The sequence below is a fragment of the Bradyrhizobium genosp. A genome (genome assembly GCF_049949275.1).
Taxonomy (GTDB): Bacteria; Pseudomonadota; Alphaproteobacteria; order Rhizobiales; family Xanthobacteraceae; genus Bradyrhizobium.
Map to the genome: position 1 here is coordinate 5899941 of NZ_CP188196.1, position 16944 is coordinate 5916884.

Sequence of the window (16944 nt, forward strand, 5' to 3'; positions counted from 1 at the left end):
TGACGCTATGTCACTACAATTGCAGCGTTTTTTTGTCGAGGCCCAGATGGAACACGTCGAACATGTTCGATTCGGCGACCAGCTCTATGCGATCATCGTGCGCGCCTCGTTTCGCGAGCCGGGTATCCACTTCTTTTCGTCGCCAGAACTGTCGCAGCAGCTCGCCTATATGAGCCATCCGAAGGGCAAGAGCATCGAGCCGCATCGCCACAACAAGGTGACGCGGGAAGTGCACTACACCCAGGAAGTGCTGCTGATTCAGAAGGGCAAGCTCCAGGTCGATTTCTACACGGTCGAAGAAAAATACCTGGAAAGCCGCGTGCTCGGCGCCGGCGACATCATCCTGTTGTGCAGCGGCGCGCACGGCTTCCACGTACTCGAGCCGGTCGAGATGTTCGAGATCAAGCAGGGCCCCTATTCCGGCGAGAACGACAAGACGAGGTTTCCTGAAGTTTCCCAGTCGGAAACCCGGATCAAGGGTCCGGGCCTGTGACTGCGCCGTTCATTCCCGTCAACACGCCGCTGCTCGATGGCAACGAGGCCGACTATCTCGCCGAATGCATCCGCACCGGCTGGATCTCATCGGAAGGACCGTTCATCAAGCGCTTCGAGCAGGCGATGGCGGAGGCTGCCGGACGGCGCCACGGCGTCGCGGTGACCAACGGCTCGGTTGCGCTCGACATCGCCGTCCATGCACTTGGCCTCGAGGAAGGCTCCGAAGTCATCCTCCCGACCTTCACGATCATCAGCTGCGCCTCAGCTGTCGTGCGCGCAGGTCTCGTCCCGGTCGGGGTCGACTGCGATGCCGCAACCTGGAACATGACGGTCGAGGGCGTGGAGGCCGCGATCACGCCGCGCACGCGCGCGATCATGCTGGTGCACATCTACGGCCTGCCGGTCGATCTCGAGCCGATCATGGCGCTTGCGCGTAAGCATGATCTGAAAGTGATCGAGGACGCCGCCGAGATGCACGGTCAGACCTATCGTGGCGCGCCCTGCGGCAGCTTCGGTGACGTCTCGACCTTCAGCTTCTATCCCAACAAGCATGTCACCACCGGCGAAGGCGGCATGATCCTCACCGACGACGACGCGCTCGCCGATCGCCTGCAAGGCTATCGCAATCTCTGCTTCCAGCCGCAGCAGCGCTTCGTCCACGAGGAGTTCGGCTGGAACGCGCGCATGACCAATTTGCAGGCCGCGCTCGGCGTCGCCCAAGTCGAGCGCCTGCCGCGCACGGTCGAGCTCAAGCGCCGGATCGGCCGGCTCTATGACGAGCATCTCGCCAGCGTCGGCCGCATCCGCCGCCCGGTCGCTCGCACCAACTATGCCGACAACATCTACTGGGTCTACGGCGTCGTGCTCGACGACAGCGTGCCATTCGACGCCAAGGAGGCAATGCGCCGCCTCGGCGAAAAGGGCATCGGCACGCGGCCGTTCTTCTGGTGCATGCACGAGCAGCCGGTGCTGCGCCGGATGGGCCTGATGCGCGATGAATCCCATCCCAACGCGGAATACATCGCCCGGCGTGGTTTTTACCTGCCGAGCGGACTTGCCTTGACCGACGACGAGATCGCGCGCTCCGCACAGGCGCTGAAGGAGATCTTGGCGTGACGGTGTTCGCGGATTACGCGCCGTGGTACGACCTGCTCTATCAGGACAAGGATTACGCGGCCGAGACATCGTTCGTCGAAGCGCGCCTGCGCGACCACGGCGTTTCCTCAGGCAGACTGCTCGATCTCGGCTGCGGCACCGGACTGCATGCCCTCGCATTCGCCCGCAATGGGTGGAACGTTGCCGGCATCGACCTCAGCCACGAGATGATCGCAAGCGCCAAGGCGCGCGCCGCGCAGGCCGGGCTTTCGATTCCGTTCCGGCAGGGCAACGCCTGCGAGACCGGACCGGAACGCGACTACGACGCGGTGGTGTCGCTGTTCCACGTCGCCAGCTATCAGACCAGCCGCGAGGCATTGGCTGCGATGTTCCGCACGGCGCATGCCGCGCTGAAGCCGGGCGGCATCTTCTTTTTCGACTATTGGTATGGCGGCGCCGTGCTGGCGCAAGGCGTCGAGACGCGCGTCAAGGTGATCGAGCAGAAGCCGCTGCGCCTGACCCGGATTGCGCAATCAGACCATGACGAGCGGAATGCGACGGTGCTCGTCAACTACACCCTGTTCTGTGAGGACATGGAGCGCTCGACGATCCGGCGCGTCGACGAGACCCATCGCATGCGCTACTGGTTCCCCTTCGAGATCGAAACCGCACTCAGGCATAGCGGGTTCGAGCCGGCCGGCAGCCATGCCTGGCTGTCCGACGCCGTGCCGAACACAAAGGACTGGGCCGCCTATTCCATCGCGAGAAAGGCCGCGCAGCCGTGAAGCGCTACCACGTCGGGATTTTTCTCGAGCTGCCGCTCGACGTCGGCGGCGGCTTCCAGCAGTCGCTCACCGACGTCATGTGGATGCGCGACTGGGCGAGGACCGCCAATATCGACGTCACCGTGTTCACGACACTGCTCGAAAATATCGCGATCCTCGCCGATCTCGGCGTCAGCAGCGTGTATCTGAAACTTGGCTGGCTCGACCGCCTGTTCCTGCTCCTCAAATATTCCGGTGTGTTCGACCTGCTGCAATATACCATGCGGATCTGCGCGCCATTCGAGAAGAAGCTGATCAGGGCCGGTGTCGATACCGTCTATTTCACCACCACGTCGAATTGGAACCTGGTGCTCTACAAGCTTCCGTTCATCATTACGATCTTCGACGGCTGCTTCCGCGACAGCCCTGAATTCGACGAGGTGCGGGAATTCGGCCAGTTCGAGCGCCGCGACATCGTGTGGCGCAGCGCTGCCACCAAGGCCGCGGTGGTGGTCACCAACGCTGACGAACTGATCGACATGCTGTGCCGGCGCTACGCCATGGAGCGCGACCACGCCGTCTGCATCCCGTTCTCGCCGTCGTTCTACGTGTCGCGAACAGACGCGCCCGATCAGGCCGCGGACGCCTCGATCCTCAGGAAGCACGGCATAGAGCCCGGCTATCTGTTCTATCCGGCGCAATTCTGGTCGCACAAGAATCATGCAACCGTCCTGCTTGCGATGCGCCTGCTCAGGGATCGGGGCGAGAGGCACCGGCTCGTGCTCTGCGGCTCCGATCGCGGCGCGCGCGCTGCGTTCGAGGCGCTGGTGGAGCAGCATGGTCTGGGCGATTCCGTGCACATACTCGGCTTCGTCCCCTCCGCGGAGCTTGGCGCGCTCTATCGCGGCGCCAATGCGCTGGTGATGGCCACCTATTTCGGCCCCACCAATCTGCCGCCGCTCGAGGCGTGGGCTGTTGGCACGCCGGTGATCTATCCGGAAGCCTTCCAGGCGCAAGCCGGCGACGCAGCCATCCTGTTCGACTACGACGATCCGACCTCGCTCGCGAAAGCCATTGTGAAGGCCTGTTCGGCCGAAGAGCGCGCCCGGCTCGCCATCGCGGGCCGGCAACGGCTGGCCTACTTCGCGGAGCGGATCGACGCAGGGCATCAGCAGCTTGCCCGGCACCTGATGCGGCTGAGATATCGCCGTTACCCTCAAATCGACTGACGGCACGGCCGCCCCTGCTTCAATTCGGCACCGCCGCCAATACGCGTAGGCGCACGCGCTCAATGAGCAACGAGCTCGCCGCGACAGTCACGATGACGAGCCAGATCGCGCATTCCGCCAGGAAGCGGAGCATCCCCGTTCCCGGCACCACGGCCTGGATCGCCACGCCAAGCCCCCATCCGCTGAGCATGATCGTCACCATGCTCGCACTCAGGGCGAGCATGTGACGAAGCGGATGGGCGAGCGTCTGGCGCATGATGATGATCGTCAGGATTCCGAACTGGGTCAGGAGATCACTTGCCACGATCGCGATTGCCGCGCCGAGGGGCCCCAGCCTGGGAATGAGCAACGCCGACAGGATCAGGAATGCGATCAGCTGCATTCCCTTTGTGCGGACCAGGAGATCGCCGCGATTGCTGTGATTGGCAAAGACGAACGCCATCAGCGAGGGCGCAACGACAGCGGAACCGAGCAGCAGCGTGATGGCGAGCGCAGCATCGTTCGGAACGGTGCCATGCGTCCACAGGGTCCAAAAATCCGACCAGAAGGGCAACAAGCCCGCGACGATCACGCTGGCCATGGCGGTAACGAGCAGCGAGCCCTGGGCATAGTGCCTGCGCAGCCGCACCTTGTCGCCGATCGCATGGTCGTGACCGAGCTCGGCGCCGATCGGCAACGTGATCAGGATGCAGACGCCTCTCAAGAAGCTCGAGATCACGCGGACCAGGCCCCATTGCGCCACCGCCATGCGATCGACGGCCATCGCACTGACCAGCAGCATCGGGAGATTGGCGAGCGCAAGCTCGGTGAGGTTGGCGATGAAGAAGGGAAAACCAAGGCCGAACTGCCCGCGGCTCCAGCGCCAGGACAAGGACGAAGCGGAGCGGCCACGGCCGCGCCGCAGGAACGGCAACTGGCGTGGCGCGTCATAGGCAATCAGGAACAGCGCAAACAGGATCTGCGTCGAGACATAGGCAATCGCGACCGCGAGCAGGCTGCCGAACCAGGCAACCGCAGCGAGTTGCCCGACCTGTCCAAGCCCGAGCGCGACGTTTTGCGCCCACACGGCCCGGCCGTATTTGCCGCGTACGCGATAGAGGCCGGCGACCAGGTTGGCTGGCAGCGCGAGCAGCGTGCCGACAGTGATCGCGAGCATCGCGGTGTCGAAGGTCGGCAGCCCCCGAAAGCCGAGCGCTGCGGCGGGCGGAAACAGCTCGGTGCCGACGATCAGCAGCGCGCCGAGCACCACGACGATGCGCAAGTAGATCCGCATCATGCGCGCGTAGAAGCTCGCCGTACGCCCGTCGCAATCGACGCAGGACTTGAAGGCGAGAAACCGGTTGATGGAGCGAAGCTGCAAGCCCGCATCCGCGGCGATGACGAGGCTTCCGGCCGCAAAAAGCGCTAGCCAGGCCGCGAGCATGTCGCTGCTCCAGAAATGCAGGAATGCGGGAATGAGGAGCAGCTGCTGCGTCAGCGCCAGAAGCATCTGCACCAGATTTGCCGACCAGCCGTGAATGAGCCGGTGAAGGCGGCCGCTGCCCTCTTCGTTCCTGGGGCCGTCCGTCATGCCTGGCGCGTCAACTCGCGTGTCGGTCAAGCTGCATCCTTCCCCGCGAAAACACGCCGCGATCCGTCGCGAATGCCCGCGATGGGTTTGCGCCGTTCCACAGGACTGCACACGATCACCCGTTGATTTCCGCAACGGGAAACGCCAATGTCGATTCGAACCGGAGCGTTAGCGATGGTCTTAAGGTGGTTCAACGGCTTGAGCAAATGGCATCCGAGTTCATCAACTTCAATCGGCCCTACACGACCGGAAAAGAGCACGACTACATCCAGAATGCGCTTGACAGCCTTCACGTGTCCGGCGACGGTCGCTTCACCAAGCTTTGCCATCAATGGATCGAGCAGCGCACCGGATGTGCGCGGGCGTTGCTGACGCACTCCTGCACTTCGGCCCTCGACCTTGCCGCGATGCTGCTCGACCTCAAGAGTGGCGACGAGGTGATCATGCCCTCGTTCACCTTTGTCTCGACCGCGAACGCGTTCGTGCTGCGCGGCGCGGTCCCGGTGTTTGTCGATATCCGCGAAGACACCCTCAACCTCGACGAACGGCAGATCGAGGCCGCGATCACCCCGCGTACGCGCGCGATTGCGCCAGTGCATTATGCGGGCGTCGGCTGCGAGATGGACGCGATCGTCGCGATCGCGAAACGCCACGATCTGCGCATCGTCGAGGATGCGGCGCAAGGTATCATGGCAAGCTACAAGGGTACCCCACTCGGCGCCATCGGCGATCTCGGCAGCTTTAGCTTCCATGAAACCAAGAACATCATGTCGGGCGAAGGCGGGTGTCTGCTGGTGAACGATCCCGCACTTGGGTTGCGCGCCGAGATCATGCGCGAGAAAGGCACCGATCGCGCCCGCTTCTTCCGCGGCGAAGTGGATAAATACACTTGGCAAGACATTGGCTCGTCGCTGCTGCCGAGCGATCTGACTGCGGCTTTCCTGTGGGCTCAGCTGGAAGAGGGCGAGCATATCACCCGCGAGCGGGTCGCAATCTGGGACAGATATCACGCCATGCTCGCACCGCTCGCGCAGCGGGGCTTGCTGCGGCGCCCAATTGTGCCCGCTCACTGCCAACACAATGGCCACCTCTATTATGTGCTGCTGCCGCAAGGCGCCGACCGCGGCGCCGTGCTCGGAAAGTTGCGGCAAGCAGAAATCCAGGCGGTCTTCCATTACGTCCCGTTGCATTCGGCGCCCGCCGGGAGGCATTTCGGGCGCGCGCACGGCGATTTGTCGCGCACCACCGATTTGTCCGAGCGCCTGATCAGGCTGCCGTTCTGGATTGGCCTGCAAGAGCAGCATCAACAGCGAATCTGCGACACGCTCGGAACGGTTCTCGGACGATAGCGCTCAGAGCCCGTCCGCCTCGCCGTTCTTCGGCGTGGCGCGCGGCACGAAGGGCGCGAACGACGTGCTGGCCGTCGTCGGCATCGTCGGCTTGCCGCCGCTCTCCGCAGGCCCAGTTGCAGGTCCAGACGATCCGTCAAGCCGCTGGAGCGCCAGCACCTCGCTGCGATCGCCCTGCTTGAGTGTCACCTCGCGCGGCTGGACCGAGGCCAGCGACCAGCCGTCAAGCGATTCGCCCTGCCGCAGCCGAATGATCTTCTGGTCAGTGCGGTTGACGAGGACCGCGATCGCATCACCCTCGCCCACCACGGCCCCGACCAGCATCAGCGGCGGCGGCGCCCCGACCGGCTTCGGCGGCGGCGGCGTTTGGGCCTCTTCGGCCGGGGCGGCTGCAACCGCGCGTGGCGGCGGCCGCCGCGTCGCCGAGAAAATCGGGCGCTCCTGGGTCCCGGTCAGCGCCGACAGCGGCACCGACCAGAGCGGATTGCCGCGAGGCGCAGGCTTGCTCGTAGCCGGCGCCGGCCGGGCAATTGATCTGACCGCACCAACGTCGACGCTCTCGGCAGGACTGCTGGCGGCTTCGTCAGACAGGATGTCCATGCGCGACGAGGTGGCCGCAACGCTTTCGGTGATCCCGAGGACCGCGCACAACACGGCCAATCCGACCGATCCCAGCCACCCCGACATCGAACTCCCCTGCCATCGGCCAGCTTGCGGCAAGCCAGAAGCAGCAAACTAGTCCTGACAGGCCCCACTATCAACCCGCCGCCGTCCCTTTCGATCCGGCTGGAGCGGCTGCGGCTTCTTGCATGTTGCGATGCATGAAATTGTTGCCAAACGGCCACGATTGCTGAAATTGCAAACGCAACGGCCCGGAACTCTATGCAAATTGATGGCCGTTCATTGCGACCGGTTGCGACGCCGTGAGATCATGCCGCCGAGGCAGGCTGTTGCCGATTGCTCGATTGCGTTGATTTATTTTGGCGATTTGTGACGGGCCGATGGCAGGATCGATCATAGGGCGAGGAAGGATGGACGGCCGGCTGCGCGCCGTCGTCTGGCACTCGCTGGCGACCCTGCTCGCGACCACGGCGCTTGGCGTCGTCGCCGCGCACGCCGTCGACGGCACTTGGGTCGGTGGAACGTCCACCGAGTGGACGGACGGCACGAATTGGAGCCCAACCCCGACCGTACCGGACGGTACCGCCACCTTCACAAACAGCGGCCTGACCACGGTCGACAGCAACGGTCTCGTCAACATCGGCGCCGTGGTGTTCACGGCCGCACCCAACGCCCAAGCCTATACCATCAACACCAACGACATTTTCGTCGTGAACGGCGCGGGCTTCTCCAACAATTCGACCAACGCGCAGTCGTTCAACGTCGGCGCCAGCATGGTGTTTCTGAACTCGAGCACCGCGAGCGGCGGCAGCAACTTCGTAACCTATAACGTCAGCAGTGCGATGAGCTTCAACGACACGAGCACCGCGGGCACGGCGCACATCACCAATGGCGGCGACATCGAGTTCAACAACAGCAGCACCGCCGGCACCGCGACGATCGTCAACAACGCGGTAATCAATTTCAACGACACCAGCTCGGCGAACGCGTCCAACATCACGACTAACGCGTCCGGCTTTGTGACCTTCAACTCGTCATCTACCGCCGGTACGGCGACGATCGACAACAGCGGCTCGCTGACGTTCAGCAATTCCGCCACCGCAGGCGCCTCCACCATCACCACCGAGAACGGCGGCACCACGAGCTTCACCGGCACCAGCACCGGCGGCAGCGCGCGCTTCGTCGCCAATGCCGGCGGCACCGTCGACATTTCCGGCCTGACCAGCGGCGGCATGACGTCCGGCTCGATCGAAGGCGCTGGCAACTACGCGCTCGGCGCCAACAGGCTCGCCACCGGCAGCCTCAACACCTCGACCCAGCTCGATGGCGTGATCTCCGGCACCGGCGGCGGACTGACCAAGGTCGGCACCGGCACGCTGACGCTGACTGGAACGAACACGTACACCGGGGCGACGACGATCTCGGCCGGAACGCTGGCGCTGTCCGGTAACGGTAGCATCTCTAGCTCCAGCGTCGTCACAGTGAATGGGACGCTTGATATCTCCGCAATTACCCCGTCATCCATCGCGATCACGACGCTGGCCGGCAGCTCGAGCGGTGTCGTCAACATGGGCAGCAAGGGGCTGTTCATCACCAACGGCTCGACCGAGTTCGCGGGCGTGATTCAGGGCGCCGGTGGGCTCGAGGTGTTCGGTGGCACGCAAACGCTCTCGGGCGTGAACACCTACTCCAACACAACGCAGATCGATGCCGGAGCGACGCTGGCGCTGAAAGGCAGCGGATCGATTGCAAGCTCGGCGAGCGTCACGTTCACGCCAGGCGCAGGCGGTACGTTCGACATTTCGCAAATAACCTCCGGCACCTCGGTGAACGCTCTGTTCTCGTTGACCGGTGGCGGCATTGTCGCACTTGGATCGAAGACACTGACGATCACCAGTGGCAGCTTCTTCGGCGGCGCGATTCAGGATGGCGGCATCGCGGGCGGCACCGGAGGCAATCTCGTGATCGCAAACGGGGCCGCGCAGCAGCTCTACGGCACCAACACCTATACCGGCACCACGACCGTCGCGAGCGGCGGCGAGCTCGACCTCGTCAATTTCGGCGGCAGCGACGGCAGCATCGCGACCTCGAGTAACGTCATCGCCAACGGCATCTTCGACATCTCTGGCTTAAGCGCCGGCACTTCAATCAAGTCGCTGGCAGGCTCCGGCAATGTCAATATCGGCGCCAGCACGCTGACCATCACCAACGGCAACGGCACCTTCGCCGGCATCATCGGCGATGGCGGCGCCGGCGGCGGCCTCACCATGGCCGGCGGCGCGGAGACGCTGGCCGGTGCCAATACCTATACCGGCGCAACCACTGTCAACGGGGGCAAGCTTGTCGTCGATGGCTCGATCGTCAGCGCGAGCACCGTCAATGCCGGCGGCACGCTCGCCGGCTCCGGCACGGTCGGCAATGTCGCGGTCACCGGCGGCACGCTGGCGCCGGGCAGCGCGGCGAGCCCGACCGGGACGCTGGCGATCAACGGATCCCTCAGCTTCACCGCAGCCTCGACCTATATGGTCCAGGTCTCCTCCAGCAGCGCCAGCCTCGCCAGCGTCACCGGCGCCGCCTCGCTCGGCGGTGCAACGGTGAGCGCGAATTTCCTCTCCGGCACGGTCAAGAAGCAGTACACGATCCTGACCGCGGCCGGCGGCCTGGGCGGCTCGACCTTCAATTCGGCCGTCCTCTCCAACATGCCGTCGATCAACGCGACGCTGGGCTACGACACCAACAACGTGTTCCTCAATATCGGGATCAACTTCACGCCGAGCAGCGGCGGCGGGACCGTCAACCAGCAGAACGTCGCCAACACGCTGACCAATTTCTTCAATTCGACCGGCAGCATCCCCGCGGCCTTCGCCACGCTGACGCCTGCGGGGCAGACCACCGCCTCGGGCGAGCTCGGCACCGGCATCATCCAGTCCGCGATCAACGCCGACGGCCAGTTCCTCGACCTGATGCTCGATCCGACCGTCGTCGGGCGCTCCAGCGGCTTCACGAAGGCCGGCAGTGTCGCGCAATACGCCGACAGCGATGACGCGACCGCCTATGCGTCGATGCGCCCGGCGACCGCGCGCGAGCGCGAGGCTTTTGCGATGGCGACCAAGGCGCCGCTGCTGTCGTCGCAGCCGATCAATCGCTGGAGCGTCTGGGCGGCCGGTTATGGCGGCTCGGCGCAGGTCGGCGGCAATGCCGCGGTCGGCTCGCAGGACCTCACCGCGCGGGTCTGGGGCGGCGCGGCCGGCGCCGACTATCGGATTTCGCTGGACACGCTCGTCGGCTTCTCGCTCGGCGGCGGCGGGCTGAATTACTCGCTTGCCAACGCCATGGGCGCGGGCTCCGCCGACCTGTTCCAGGCCGGCGTCTATGGCCGACACAATTTCGGCCCGGCCTATATCGCCGCCGCGCTGGCCTATGGCTGGCACGACGTCACCACCAACCGCACCGTCGCGCTGGCCGGCGCCGACCAGGTCCAGGGCCGGTTCAAGGCCGACACCTTCTCGGCGCGCTTCGAGGGCGGCTATCGCTTCACGACGCCGCTGATCGGCATCACGCCCTATGCGGCCGCTCAGGTGACGAACTTCAGCCTGCCCAACTATTCCGAAATCAGCCTCAATGGCGGCGGCCTGTTCGCCCTGAACTACGCCTCGCAATCCGTGACCGACACCCGCTCCGAGCTCGGCCTGCGGACCGACAAATCCTACGCGATGCAGGACGGCGTGCTGACCCTGCGCAGCCGCGCCGCCTGGGCACACGACTACAATCCGAGCCGCGCCGTCACTGCGCTGTTCCAGACCCTGCCGGGCACGAGCTTCGTCGTGAACGGCGCCAGGGTCGACGCCGATTCTGCGCTTGTCAGCACCAGCGCGGAAATGAAATGGCTGAGCGGCTTCTCGATCGCCGGCACCTTCGACGGCGAGTTCTCCGGCAACGTCACCAGCTATTCCGGCAAGGGCGTGTTCAAGTACAGCTGGTGAGCTGCCGCCCTATTTCCCCGCCTGCCACTGGCCGGAGACGCCCAGGATCACCCTGACGCGACCAGTGCCGGCTTCGCTCAGCGCGGTGGTCTGCGGCACCTGGACGTCGAGCTGGTCGACGAACAGGAACGGCATGCCGGCCTCGAGATCGTAGAGCACCTTCTGCAGCGCGGGCTGCTCCAGCTCGCAGCTGACCACGAGGCCGACGAAGCCGTCCTTCACTTGGGCGCCTGAGACGTCGACCTGCGAGGACTGCACCGAGCCGCCGACATTGCCGACCGCGGCGGCAACCCGCTGCAGCAAATTGGCGCCTGCGACCGTCACCGTCGGTCCCTCCAGGAACGGCGTGCCGGGATGTTCGGCCGAGAGGGCCGCGGCATTCTTGGCGGCGCCCTTGCGGCCGCGCAGCTGGTCAAGCAGGTCGGAGGTCTGGGCCAGGGCCTGGCGGTGGGCGATGACGTCGGCGATCGACAGGCCCGCCATCAGCAACAGCCCGGCCGTCACCGCGAGATAGAGCGTGACCGCGATCAGCGGCGAGCCGCTCAGCCACCGTGCGACCGCGTTTCCGCTTGCCATCCCACCGCTGCTCACGCTGCTGTTCATGGCGCGTTCCTCGATTCGATCTGCGCCTCGATGTGAAAGCGCTCGCCGGGATCGGTAGAGCTGCGCGTGGTCGGGGCGTAGAAGGTCGCGCGGGCGAAGTGCTGGGACTGCTCGATCAGCGGGATCAGCGAGGGCGCATCGCGGGTGATGCCGGCGATCTGGAGCTTGTTGCCGGCCAAATGCATCTCGGTGACATAGGTGTGATCCGGTAGCAGACGGCTCAGCGATTCCAGCACGATCACGCTCGCCGGCGAGTCGTATTTGCGCCGCTCCAGCAACGCCAGCGGCGATCGTTCGCCGCCGTCGGCACCGCGGATCGCGGCGCGGCGCTGGGTGATCTGTTGCTCGAGCTCGCTCTCCTGCGCACTCAAGCTGTCGGCCAGATAGCCCGCGACGATAGAACCGAATACGGCGGCGATCGCGGCGACGGCCAGCACCGCCTGCAAGGTTCGGGTCAACCGCACGGGGTCGATCGCGCCGCGCGACTTCTGCTCGAACACCTTGACGCGCCCGCCCTCGACCGGCTCGGTCAGGACCGCGATCGCGGACGGATGAAATCCGGACACTGCCCCGACATAGCCCATCGCCAGCCGACGCGGTGCGGCCGCGATCATCGTGGTGATGCCCTCGCTGCCCTGCGCCACCGGCGCGCTGCAACCGAACACGGCATCGCCCGCGCTCCACGGCGTCAGCCGATCGATCTGTGCCCGCACGATGCCGTCGAGGAAATCGGCCGCCCGCGCCGGCAGCTCCAGCGGACGGAACAGGAAGCGCGCCGGCCGCAGCACGATCTCGACGCGGCAGCCGCGGACGATTGGCGCGAGATTGGCGCCGGTGAACTTGCCGTCCTCGAACGCGATCTCCTTCGGCGCGTTCTCCGGCTTCGCGGTCTCCAGCGCGAACGCGCCGGTCTCGCCTTCGACCAGCCGCACCAGGCGCGGCGCGACCATTCGCTGCAGTCCGGCCACCGCAGCACCTGCCACCGTGCCGGTCCAGGCATCGAGAATGGCGCGAATGGAATTGAGCGAACTCATCTCACAGAGGCTTTCCGGCAGAGCCGTCGAAGGCGTTGTGCCACGACAATACACGATAAGGCTCATCGCCGCTTTCGAGAAGCAGGATGACGATCTCGGCCGAGCTCCGCCGGTGCGACGGCGCCTCGGCGGCAACCGTCACGCGGTAGGCCTTCGAACCCTCGATCGTCGCGCTGGCGGTGCCGGCGAGCCCAATCAGGGACCGCGGGTCCACGTTGGGATCGGCACGGTCGCGCAGCAGGCGTTGCAGGGTCTCCGGCGTCATATTCGGCAACGCCGCCACCACCTGCGGCGCGGCATCCAGCACGTTCACGGTGCGCATGTTGCTGAACACGGTGACGAAGGGCAGCACGCGCTCGATCACCGCCGGCGGGATGCCGCGCACCAGCCACAGCTCGTCGCTGTGCGGAAACGGCGCGTGGCGCGGCAGATAGGGCGCGCCGAGCGTGCGATAGTAGGAATCCTCCGGATTGTCCTGGCCGGGCTCCGTCGACGACCGCCACGCCAGGATCCGTTCGGCGTAAACTGCCGCATCGGACGCGGAGACGCCGAGCCCGATCATCAGGCCGGTAAGGACGGCTTTCGGCGCCACGTTGAGATCGATGCGCGCGGCCTCCGAGCGGAACGTCACGGCCACCCGGCCCGCCCCGACGCGAGCGTTGAAGGTGCCGCTGGTCGGGCGCGTCGCCTCGCCTTGCGCGGTCAGCCGATAGGCCGCGAGCTCGAGGCCAGCGTTCACCAAGGCATCGGCCTGCAGGCGGTCGGTGTTGATGGCGACCGTGACCGCGGTGTTGGTGACATAGGTCAGATAGATCAGGGCGAGCGTAGCCAGCGCAGCCAGCATCCAGAGCACCACGATCACGATGAAGCCGCGGTCGTCGCGAAGCACTCCCCGGCTATGCGCCGCGCCGCTCACAGCTGTTGCTCCTCTTTCTGCGCCTGTTGCGGCCTTGTGCCAGCCGTCACGCAGGTAGTCGGATTCTTGGCCCGTGCGCATTCGGCCGGCGCGTTGATGTGCGGCAGCACGGCGGCCGAAACCGCCAACACCTGACCGGTGGCGCCGTCCCGCACCGAAATGCGGATGCGCTCCGGCAGTTGCGATTGACCGTGCCAGGTCGGTTGCCACTGCCTGTCGGGCCCGGCATAGGAGAAGCTGACGCGAAACGGCGCACGGATCAGCACGACCTGGTCGACGAAACGGATCTGCCCGTCGGTCGGCATCGGCTGGAACGGCGCGCGTTCGCGCACCAGTGCCAGCCCCTGCGCGTCGGCCTTCTCGATCAGGCGGATGAATTCCAGGCCCGGGCGCGCGCTCGGGCCGAGCGCGGTGCGCAGGAAGGTCACCGACAATTCGGCGCCGTCGAAAACCGGCGTCCTGGCGTCGCCGTTCACGGTCATCTGCTCGGCGACGGAGAGATCGGCGACGATTCGGTCGAGCCCGGTGGCGAGGCGCTCCGCACGCTGCACCCGCGCAATGCCGCGATTCCAGTTCGGCAGCCACTGTGCCGTCACAGTCGCGAGCGCGGCCAGGATCACGGTCATCAGCAGCGTCGCCAGCAGTACTTCGAGCAGGGTGAAGCCCGCCTCGGACGCGCACGCGCGGTGCAGGTGCTTCATTGCGTTGGCCTCGGCACCAGCTTCACCGTCGTGACCTGGATCGTGCTACCGTCGGCGCGCTGGAGCCGCAGATTGACTGCCAGCGGCACGAAGCGATCGGTATCGGGATTGCCGCCGGCAACATTCATCGGCGCAATATCGACGCGCCAACGGCTGCCGGCGAGCTGTCCGGTTTGCCGGCCGGGCTTCAGCAATCCACGCGCCGGGAGGTCCGCAAGCAAGGTCTCGGCGGTGCCGGCCAGCGCCAGGCGCTGGTCGATCGAGCGCGTGCCCTTCGTCGTGACGGCGATGACCGAGCCGATGGTTCCAAGCACGACGGCGATGATCGCAAGCGCGACCAGCGCCTCGATCAGCGTGAAGCCGGCGGCGCCGTCAGAGCAGCTTCTGCGGGACAATCTCGACGCCTCCGGTCAGCCAGTTGACGCGCACCTCGTAACCCATACCCGGCCGCGCCAGCGCGATCGTCCCGCCGCACGACATGCCCGACGGAAAGAAATCGATCGACCGCCCCGTGGCGAGATCGGCGCAGCGCGCGGCCAGCGTCGCCTGCACGATCACGTCGCGCGGCAGGCGGATGGTCTGTCCGGTGACGCCGGAGCGGATCGCGCGCGCCTCCGCGTCGACCTGGGTTGCGACCCTGACCTGGCGGCGCAGCGCGCTGTTGCGATCGGATTTCAGCAGCGCCGCGGTCTCGACTGCGTAGCTCTCGAGCTTCGCCCGCGTCGTTGACCGCGGGATCGCCGGCAGGATGATCGCCGCGAGCAGGCCGATGATCGCGAGCACGCACAGGATCTCGATCAGCGCGAAGCCTCGTGCATCGAAGCCTTGTGCATCGAAGCCTTGCGCACCGAACGCCTGTGCGTCACGAACGGGCTTACCGCGCGCCGCTGACAATGTCGGCTGCCGTTCCACTGCCACCTTCCTGACCGTCTGATCCGAGCGAGATGATCTCGTAGGGCGCGCTCGCGCCCGGTGAACGATAGACATAGACGTGGCCCCAGGGATCGTTGGGCACCACCCCACCGCGCAAGTAGGGCCCGTTCCAGCCGGCCTGATTGTTGCTGCGCGTCAACCCAATCAGGCCTTCATTCGAGGTCGGATAGCGGCCGAGATCGAGATAGTAGAGATCGAGCGCACTGGAGAAGCTCTCGATCTGGATCTTCGCCGCCTTGGCCTTGGACTCGCTGAGATAGTTCAACACCCGCGGGCCGACCAACGCCATGATCATGCCGATGATGGTGATGACGACGAGCATTTCGACCAGGGTGAAGCCGGCCTCTCCGCAGGGGGCGCGCCGCAGGCGTCGCCTTGACGATGGATATCTGGTCACTTCATACCCCTCCATTACATCCGTCTAACCGACAATCTGGCTCACCGACATCAGCGCCGTCATCACCGATGTGATCAGGCCGCCGACGACGAGTGAGATCGCGATGATGGCCGCAGGTCCGGCAATACCGACCGCGCGGTCGAGCGTGCGTTGCAGCTTGGCCTCGTAGAATTCCGCGACCCGGCCGGACAGCATCGGCAATTGCCCGGTCTCGTCGCCCAATCTCAACATGCGCACCGCCATCGGCGGCAACGCCTCGGTCTCGGCGAGCGCATCGGAGAGTTTTGAGCCATGGCGGACACGGTCGGCGGCATCGCTCCAAACCGCGGACGATCCGGTCGTCGCCATCATGTCGACGAGGATGCGCAGCGTGGTCGTAAGGTTGACACCGCTGCCGAGCAGCAGGCCGAGATTGCGGCAGAACAGCGCTGTGCGGTAGGCGCCCATCACGTTGCGGATCGCCGGCAGCCGCACGATCGCATTGGCTAGTCCGCGGCGGACACGCTCCTGCCGCAGCACGAGCCAAGTCGCTGCGACAGTGGTCGCAAGCCCGGCCAACACCGCCTCGGAATTGCCGCGCAGGAACGTCGAGATGTCCAGGAATACGCCGACGATCGGATCGACCTTGGCGCCGAAATCCTGCAAGACGCTGGCGAATTGCGGCAGCACGAATGTCAGGAAGAACAGCAGCACACATCCGGCTGCGCCGAGCACGAAGACAGGATAGCGGATCGCATCCGTCAGGCGCCGCTTCAGCGCCTCGCCGCGCGCGCGTTCGCCGGCCAGCACCTCCAGCACCTGGTCCAGCGATCCCGACGCCTCGCCGACCCGCACCAGCGCGACGTACATCGGCGGAAACAGTCCCTCATGCCGCGCCAGCGCCTCGCCAAAGCTCTCGCCGGAGACGACGCGCGCGCGGATGTCGGCGACGACGGACCTCAGCCGTCCGAAATCCGGATCGGCAGCGAGCAGCTCCAGCCCGTCATTGATGCGGGCGCCGGCGCGCAGCAGCAGCGCAAGGTCGCGGGTGAAGATGGTGACGTCCTCGGCCTTCGGCCTGTTGAAGAGGCTGAGCGCGCCACGCGCTACGCCGCCCTGTTCCTGCGTGACGTTGTCGACCAGCACCAGGCCGAGCCGCTCGATCCGCTGCGCCACGTCGCCCGGCGCCGGCGCGGCGACGGCCCCGGAGACCAGTTCGCCGTTGGCATTGAGCGCGCGATAGCGATAGTTCGGCATGGTTTTTAAAGCCGGATG

General features: G+C 65.7%; 17 protein-coding genes. 6 read left to right on the forward strand and 11 right to left on the reverse strand.

Annotated elements, in window-relative coordinates:
- Positions 1 to 46: 46 nt before the first annotated feature.
- The 4 genes from ACP2YP_RS27630 to ACP2YP_RS27645 are packed head-to-tail and all read left to right on the forward strand — an operon-like array spanning position 47 to position 3583.
- A complete protein-coding gene (locus ACP2YP_RS27630; protein ID WP_426419415.1) occupies positions 47 to 493 on the forward strand; it encodes a hypothetical protein in 447 nt (148 codons plus the stop codon).
- On the forward strand, positions 490 to 1611 hold the full coding sequence (locus ACP2YP_RS27635; protein ID WP_426419416.1) for a DegT/DnrJ/EryC1/StrS family aminotransferase: 1122 nt from the start codon (positions 490 to 492) through the stop codon (positions 1609 to 1611). The genes ACP2YP_RS27630 and ACP2YP_RS27635 overlap by 4 nt, the downstream gene beginning before the upstream one ends.
- Positions 1608 to 2375 carry a class I SAM-dependent DNA methyltransferase gene (locus ACP2YP_RS27640; RefSeq protein ID WP_426419417.1) on the forward strand — a complete coding sequence of 256 codons (768 nt, stop codon included), beginning with the start codon at positions 1608 to 1610 and terminating at the stop codon, positions 2373 to 2375. Before ACP2YP_RS27635 ends, ACP2YP_RS27640 begins: the two co-directional genes overlap by 4 nt.
- Entirely contained in the window at positions 2372 to 3583 is a 1212-nt protein-coding gene (locus ACP2YP_RS27645) for a glycosyltransferase (RefSeq protein ID WP_426419418.1), read from the forward strand. The genes ACP2YP_RS27640 and ACP2YP_RS27645 overlap by 4 nt, the downstream gene beginning before the upstream one ends.
- Before the next feature lie 19 nt (positions 3584 to 3602).
- Here the strand turns inward: ACP2YP_RS27645 and ACP2YP_RS27650 are convergent, their stop codons facing one another.
- Both ACP2YP_RS27650 and ACP2YP_RS27655 read right to left on the reverse strand, forming a co-directional pair.
- Positions 3603 to 5183 (reverse strand): hypothetical protein, encoded by a 1581-nt coding sequence (locus ACP2YP_RS27650; protein WP_426419419.1) that lies wholly within the window; start codon positions 5181 to 5183, stop codon positions 3603 to 3605.
- Positions 5180 to 5530: a hypothetical protein gene (locus ACP2YP_RS27655; RefSeq protein ID WP_426426476.1), complete on the reverse strand. Its 351-nt coding sequence runs from the start codon at positions 5528 to 5530 to the stop codon at positions 5180 to 5182. Before ACP2YP_RS27655 ends, ACP2YP_RS27650 begins: the two co-directional genes overlap by 4 nt.
- On the opposite strand from ACP2YP_RS27655, the gene rffA reads away from it, so the two are divergent.
- Positions 5420 to 6502 carry a dTDP-4-amino-4,6-dideoxygalactose transaminase gene (gene rffA / locus ACP2YP_RS27660; RefSeq protein WP_426426283.1) on the forward strand — a complete coding sequence of 361 codons (1083 nt, stop codon included), beginning with the start codon at positions 5420 to 5422 and terminating at the stop codon, positions 6500 to 6502. The two genes, ACP2YP_RS27655 and rffA, sit on opposite strands and share 111 nt — an antisense overlap.
- Positions 6503 to 6505: 3 nt before the next feature.
- Here the strand turns inward: rffA and ACP2YP_RS27665 are convergent, their stop codons facing one another.
- Positions 6506 to 7189, reverse strand: coding sequence for a hypothetical protein (locus tag ACP2YP_RS27665; RefSeq protein WP_426419420.1), 684 nt, complete (start codon positions 7187 to 7189; stop codon positions 6506 to 6508).
- 344 nt (positions 7190 to 7533) lie between these two features.
- Here ACP2YP_RS27665 and ACP2YP_RS27670 point away from each other — a divergent pair, with 344 nt between their 5' ends.
- Positions 7534 to 11106 (forward strand): autotransporter domain-containing protein, encoded by a 3573-nt coding sequence (locus tag ACP2YP_RS27670; protein ID WP_426419421.1) that lies wholly within the window; start codon positions 7534 to 7536, stop codon positions 11104 to 11106.
- A gap of 9 nt (positions 11107 to 11115) precedes the next feature.
- Here ACP2YP_RS27670 and gspM read toward each other — a convergent pair whose 3' ends face one another.
- The 8 genes from gspM to ACP2YP_RS27710 are packed head-to-tail and all read right to left on the reverse strand — an operon-like array spanning position 11116 to position 16926.
- Complete coding sequence (gene gspM, locus ACP2YP_RS27675) at positions 11116 to 11709, reverse strand: type II secretion system protein GspM (protein WP_426419422.1); 594 nt, start codon at positions 11707 to 11709, stop codon at positions 11116 to 11118.
- A complete protein-coding gene (locus ACP2YP_RS27680) occupies positions 11706 to 12743 on the reverse strand; it encodes a PilN domain-containing protein (protein WP_426419423.1) in 1038 nt (345 codons plus the stop codon). Before ACP2YP_RS27680 ends, gspM begins: the two co-directional genes overlap by 4 nt.
- Position 12744: 1 nt before the next feature.
- Positions 12745 to 13659 carry a general secretion pathway protein GspK gene (locus tag ACP2YP_RS27685; RefSeq protein WP_426419424.1) on the reverse strand — a complete coding sequence of 305 codons (915 nt, stop codon included), beginning with the start codon at positions 13657 to 13659 and terminating at the stop codon, positions 12745 to 12747.
- On the reverse strand, positions 13656 to 14360 hold the full coding sequence (locus ACP2YP_RS27690; RefSeq protein WP_426419425.1) for a hypothetical protein: 705 nt from the start codon (positions 14358 to 14360) through the stop codon (positions 13656 to 13658). The genes ACP2YP_RS27685 and ACP2YP_RS27690 overlap by 4 nt, the downstream gene beginning before the upstream one ends.
- Positions 14357 to 14755 carry a type IV pilus modification PilV family protein gene (locus tag ACP2YP_RS27695; RefSeq protein WP_426419426.1) on the reverse strand — a complete coding sequence of 133 codons (399 nt, stop codon included), beginning with the start codon at positions 14753 to 14755 and terminating at the stop codon, positions 14357 to 14359. Before ACP2YP_RS27695 ends, ACP2YP_RS27690 begins: the two co-directional genes overlap by 4 nt.
- On the reverse strand, positions 14733 to 15272 hold the full coding sequence (locus tag ACP2YP_RS27700) for a pilus assembly FimT family protein (RefSeq protein WP_426419427.1): 540 nt from the start codon (positions 15270 to 15272) through the stop codon (positions 14733 to 14735). The genes ACP2YP_RS27695 and ACP2YP_RS27700 overlap by 23 nt, the downstream gene beginning before the upstream one ends.
- A complete protein-coding gene (gspG, locus tag ACP2YP_RS27705) occupies positions 15235 to 15705 on the reverse strand; it encodes a type II secretion system major pseudopilin GspG (protein ID WP_426419428.1) in 471 nt (156 codons plus the stop codon). The genes ACP2YP_RS27700 and gspG overlap by 38 nt, the downstream gene beginning before the upstream one ends.
- A 9-nt stretch (positions 15706 to 15714) precedes the next feature.
- Positions 15715 to 16926, reverse strand: coding sequence for a type II secretion system F family protein (locus ACP2YP_RS27710; RefSeq protein ID WP_426419429.1), 1212 nt, complete (start codon positions 16924 to 16926; stop codon positions 15715 to 15717).
- Between the last annotated feature and the right edge of the window lie 18 nt (positions 16927 to 16944).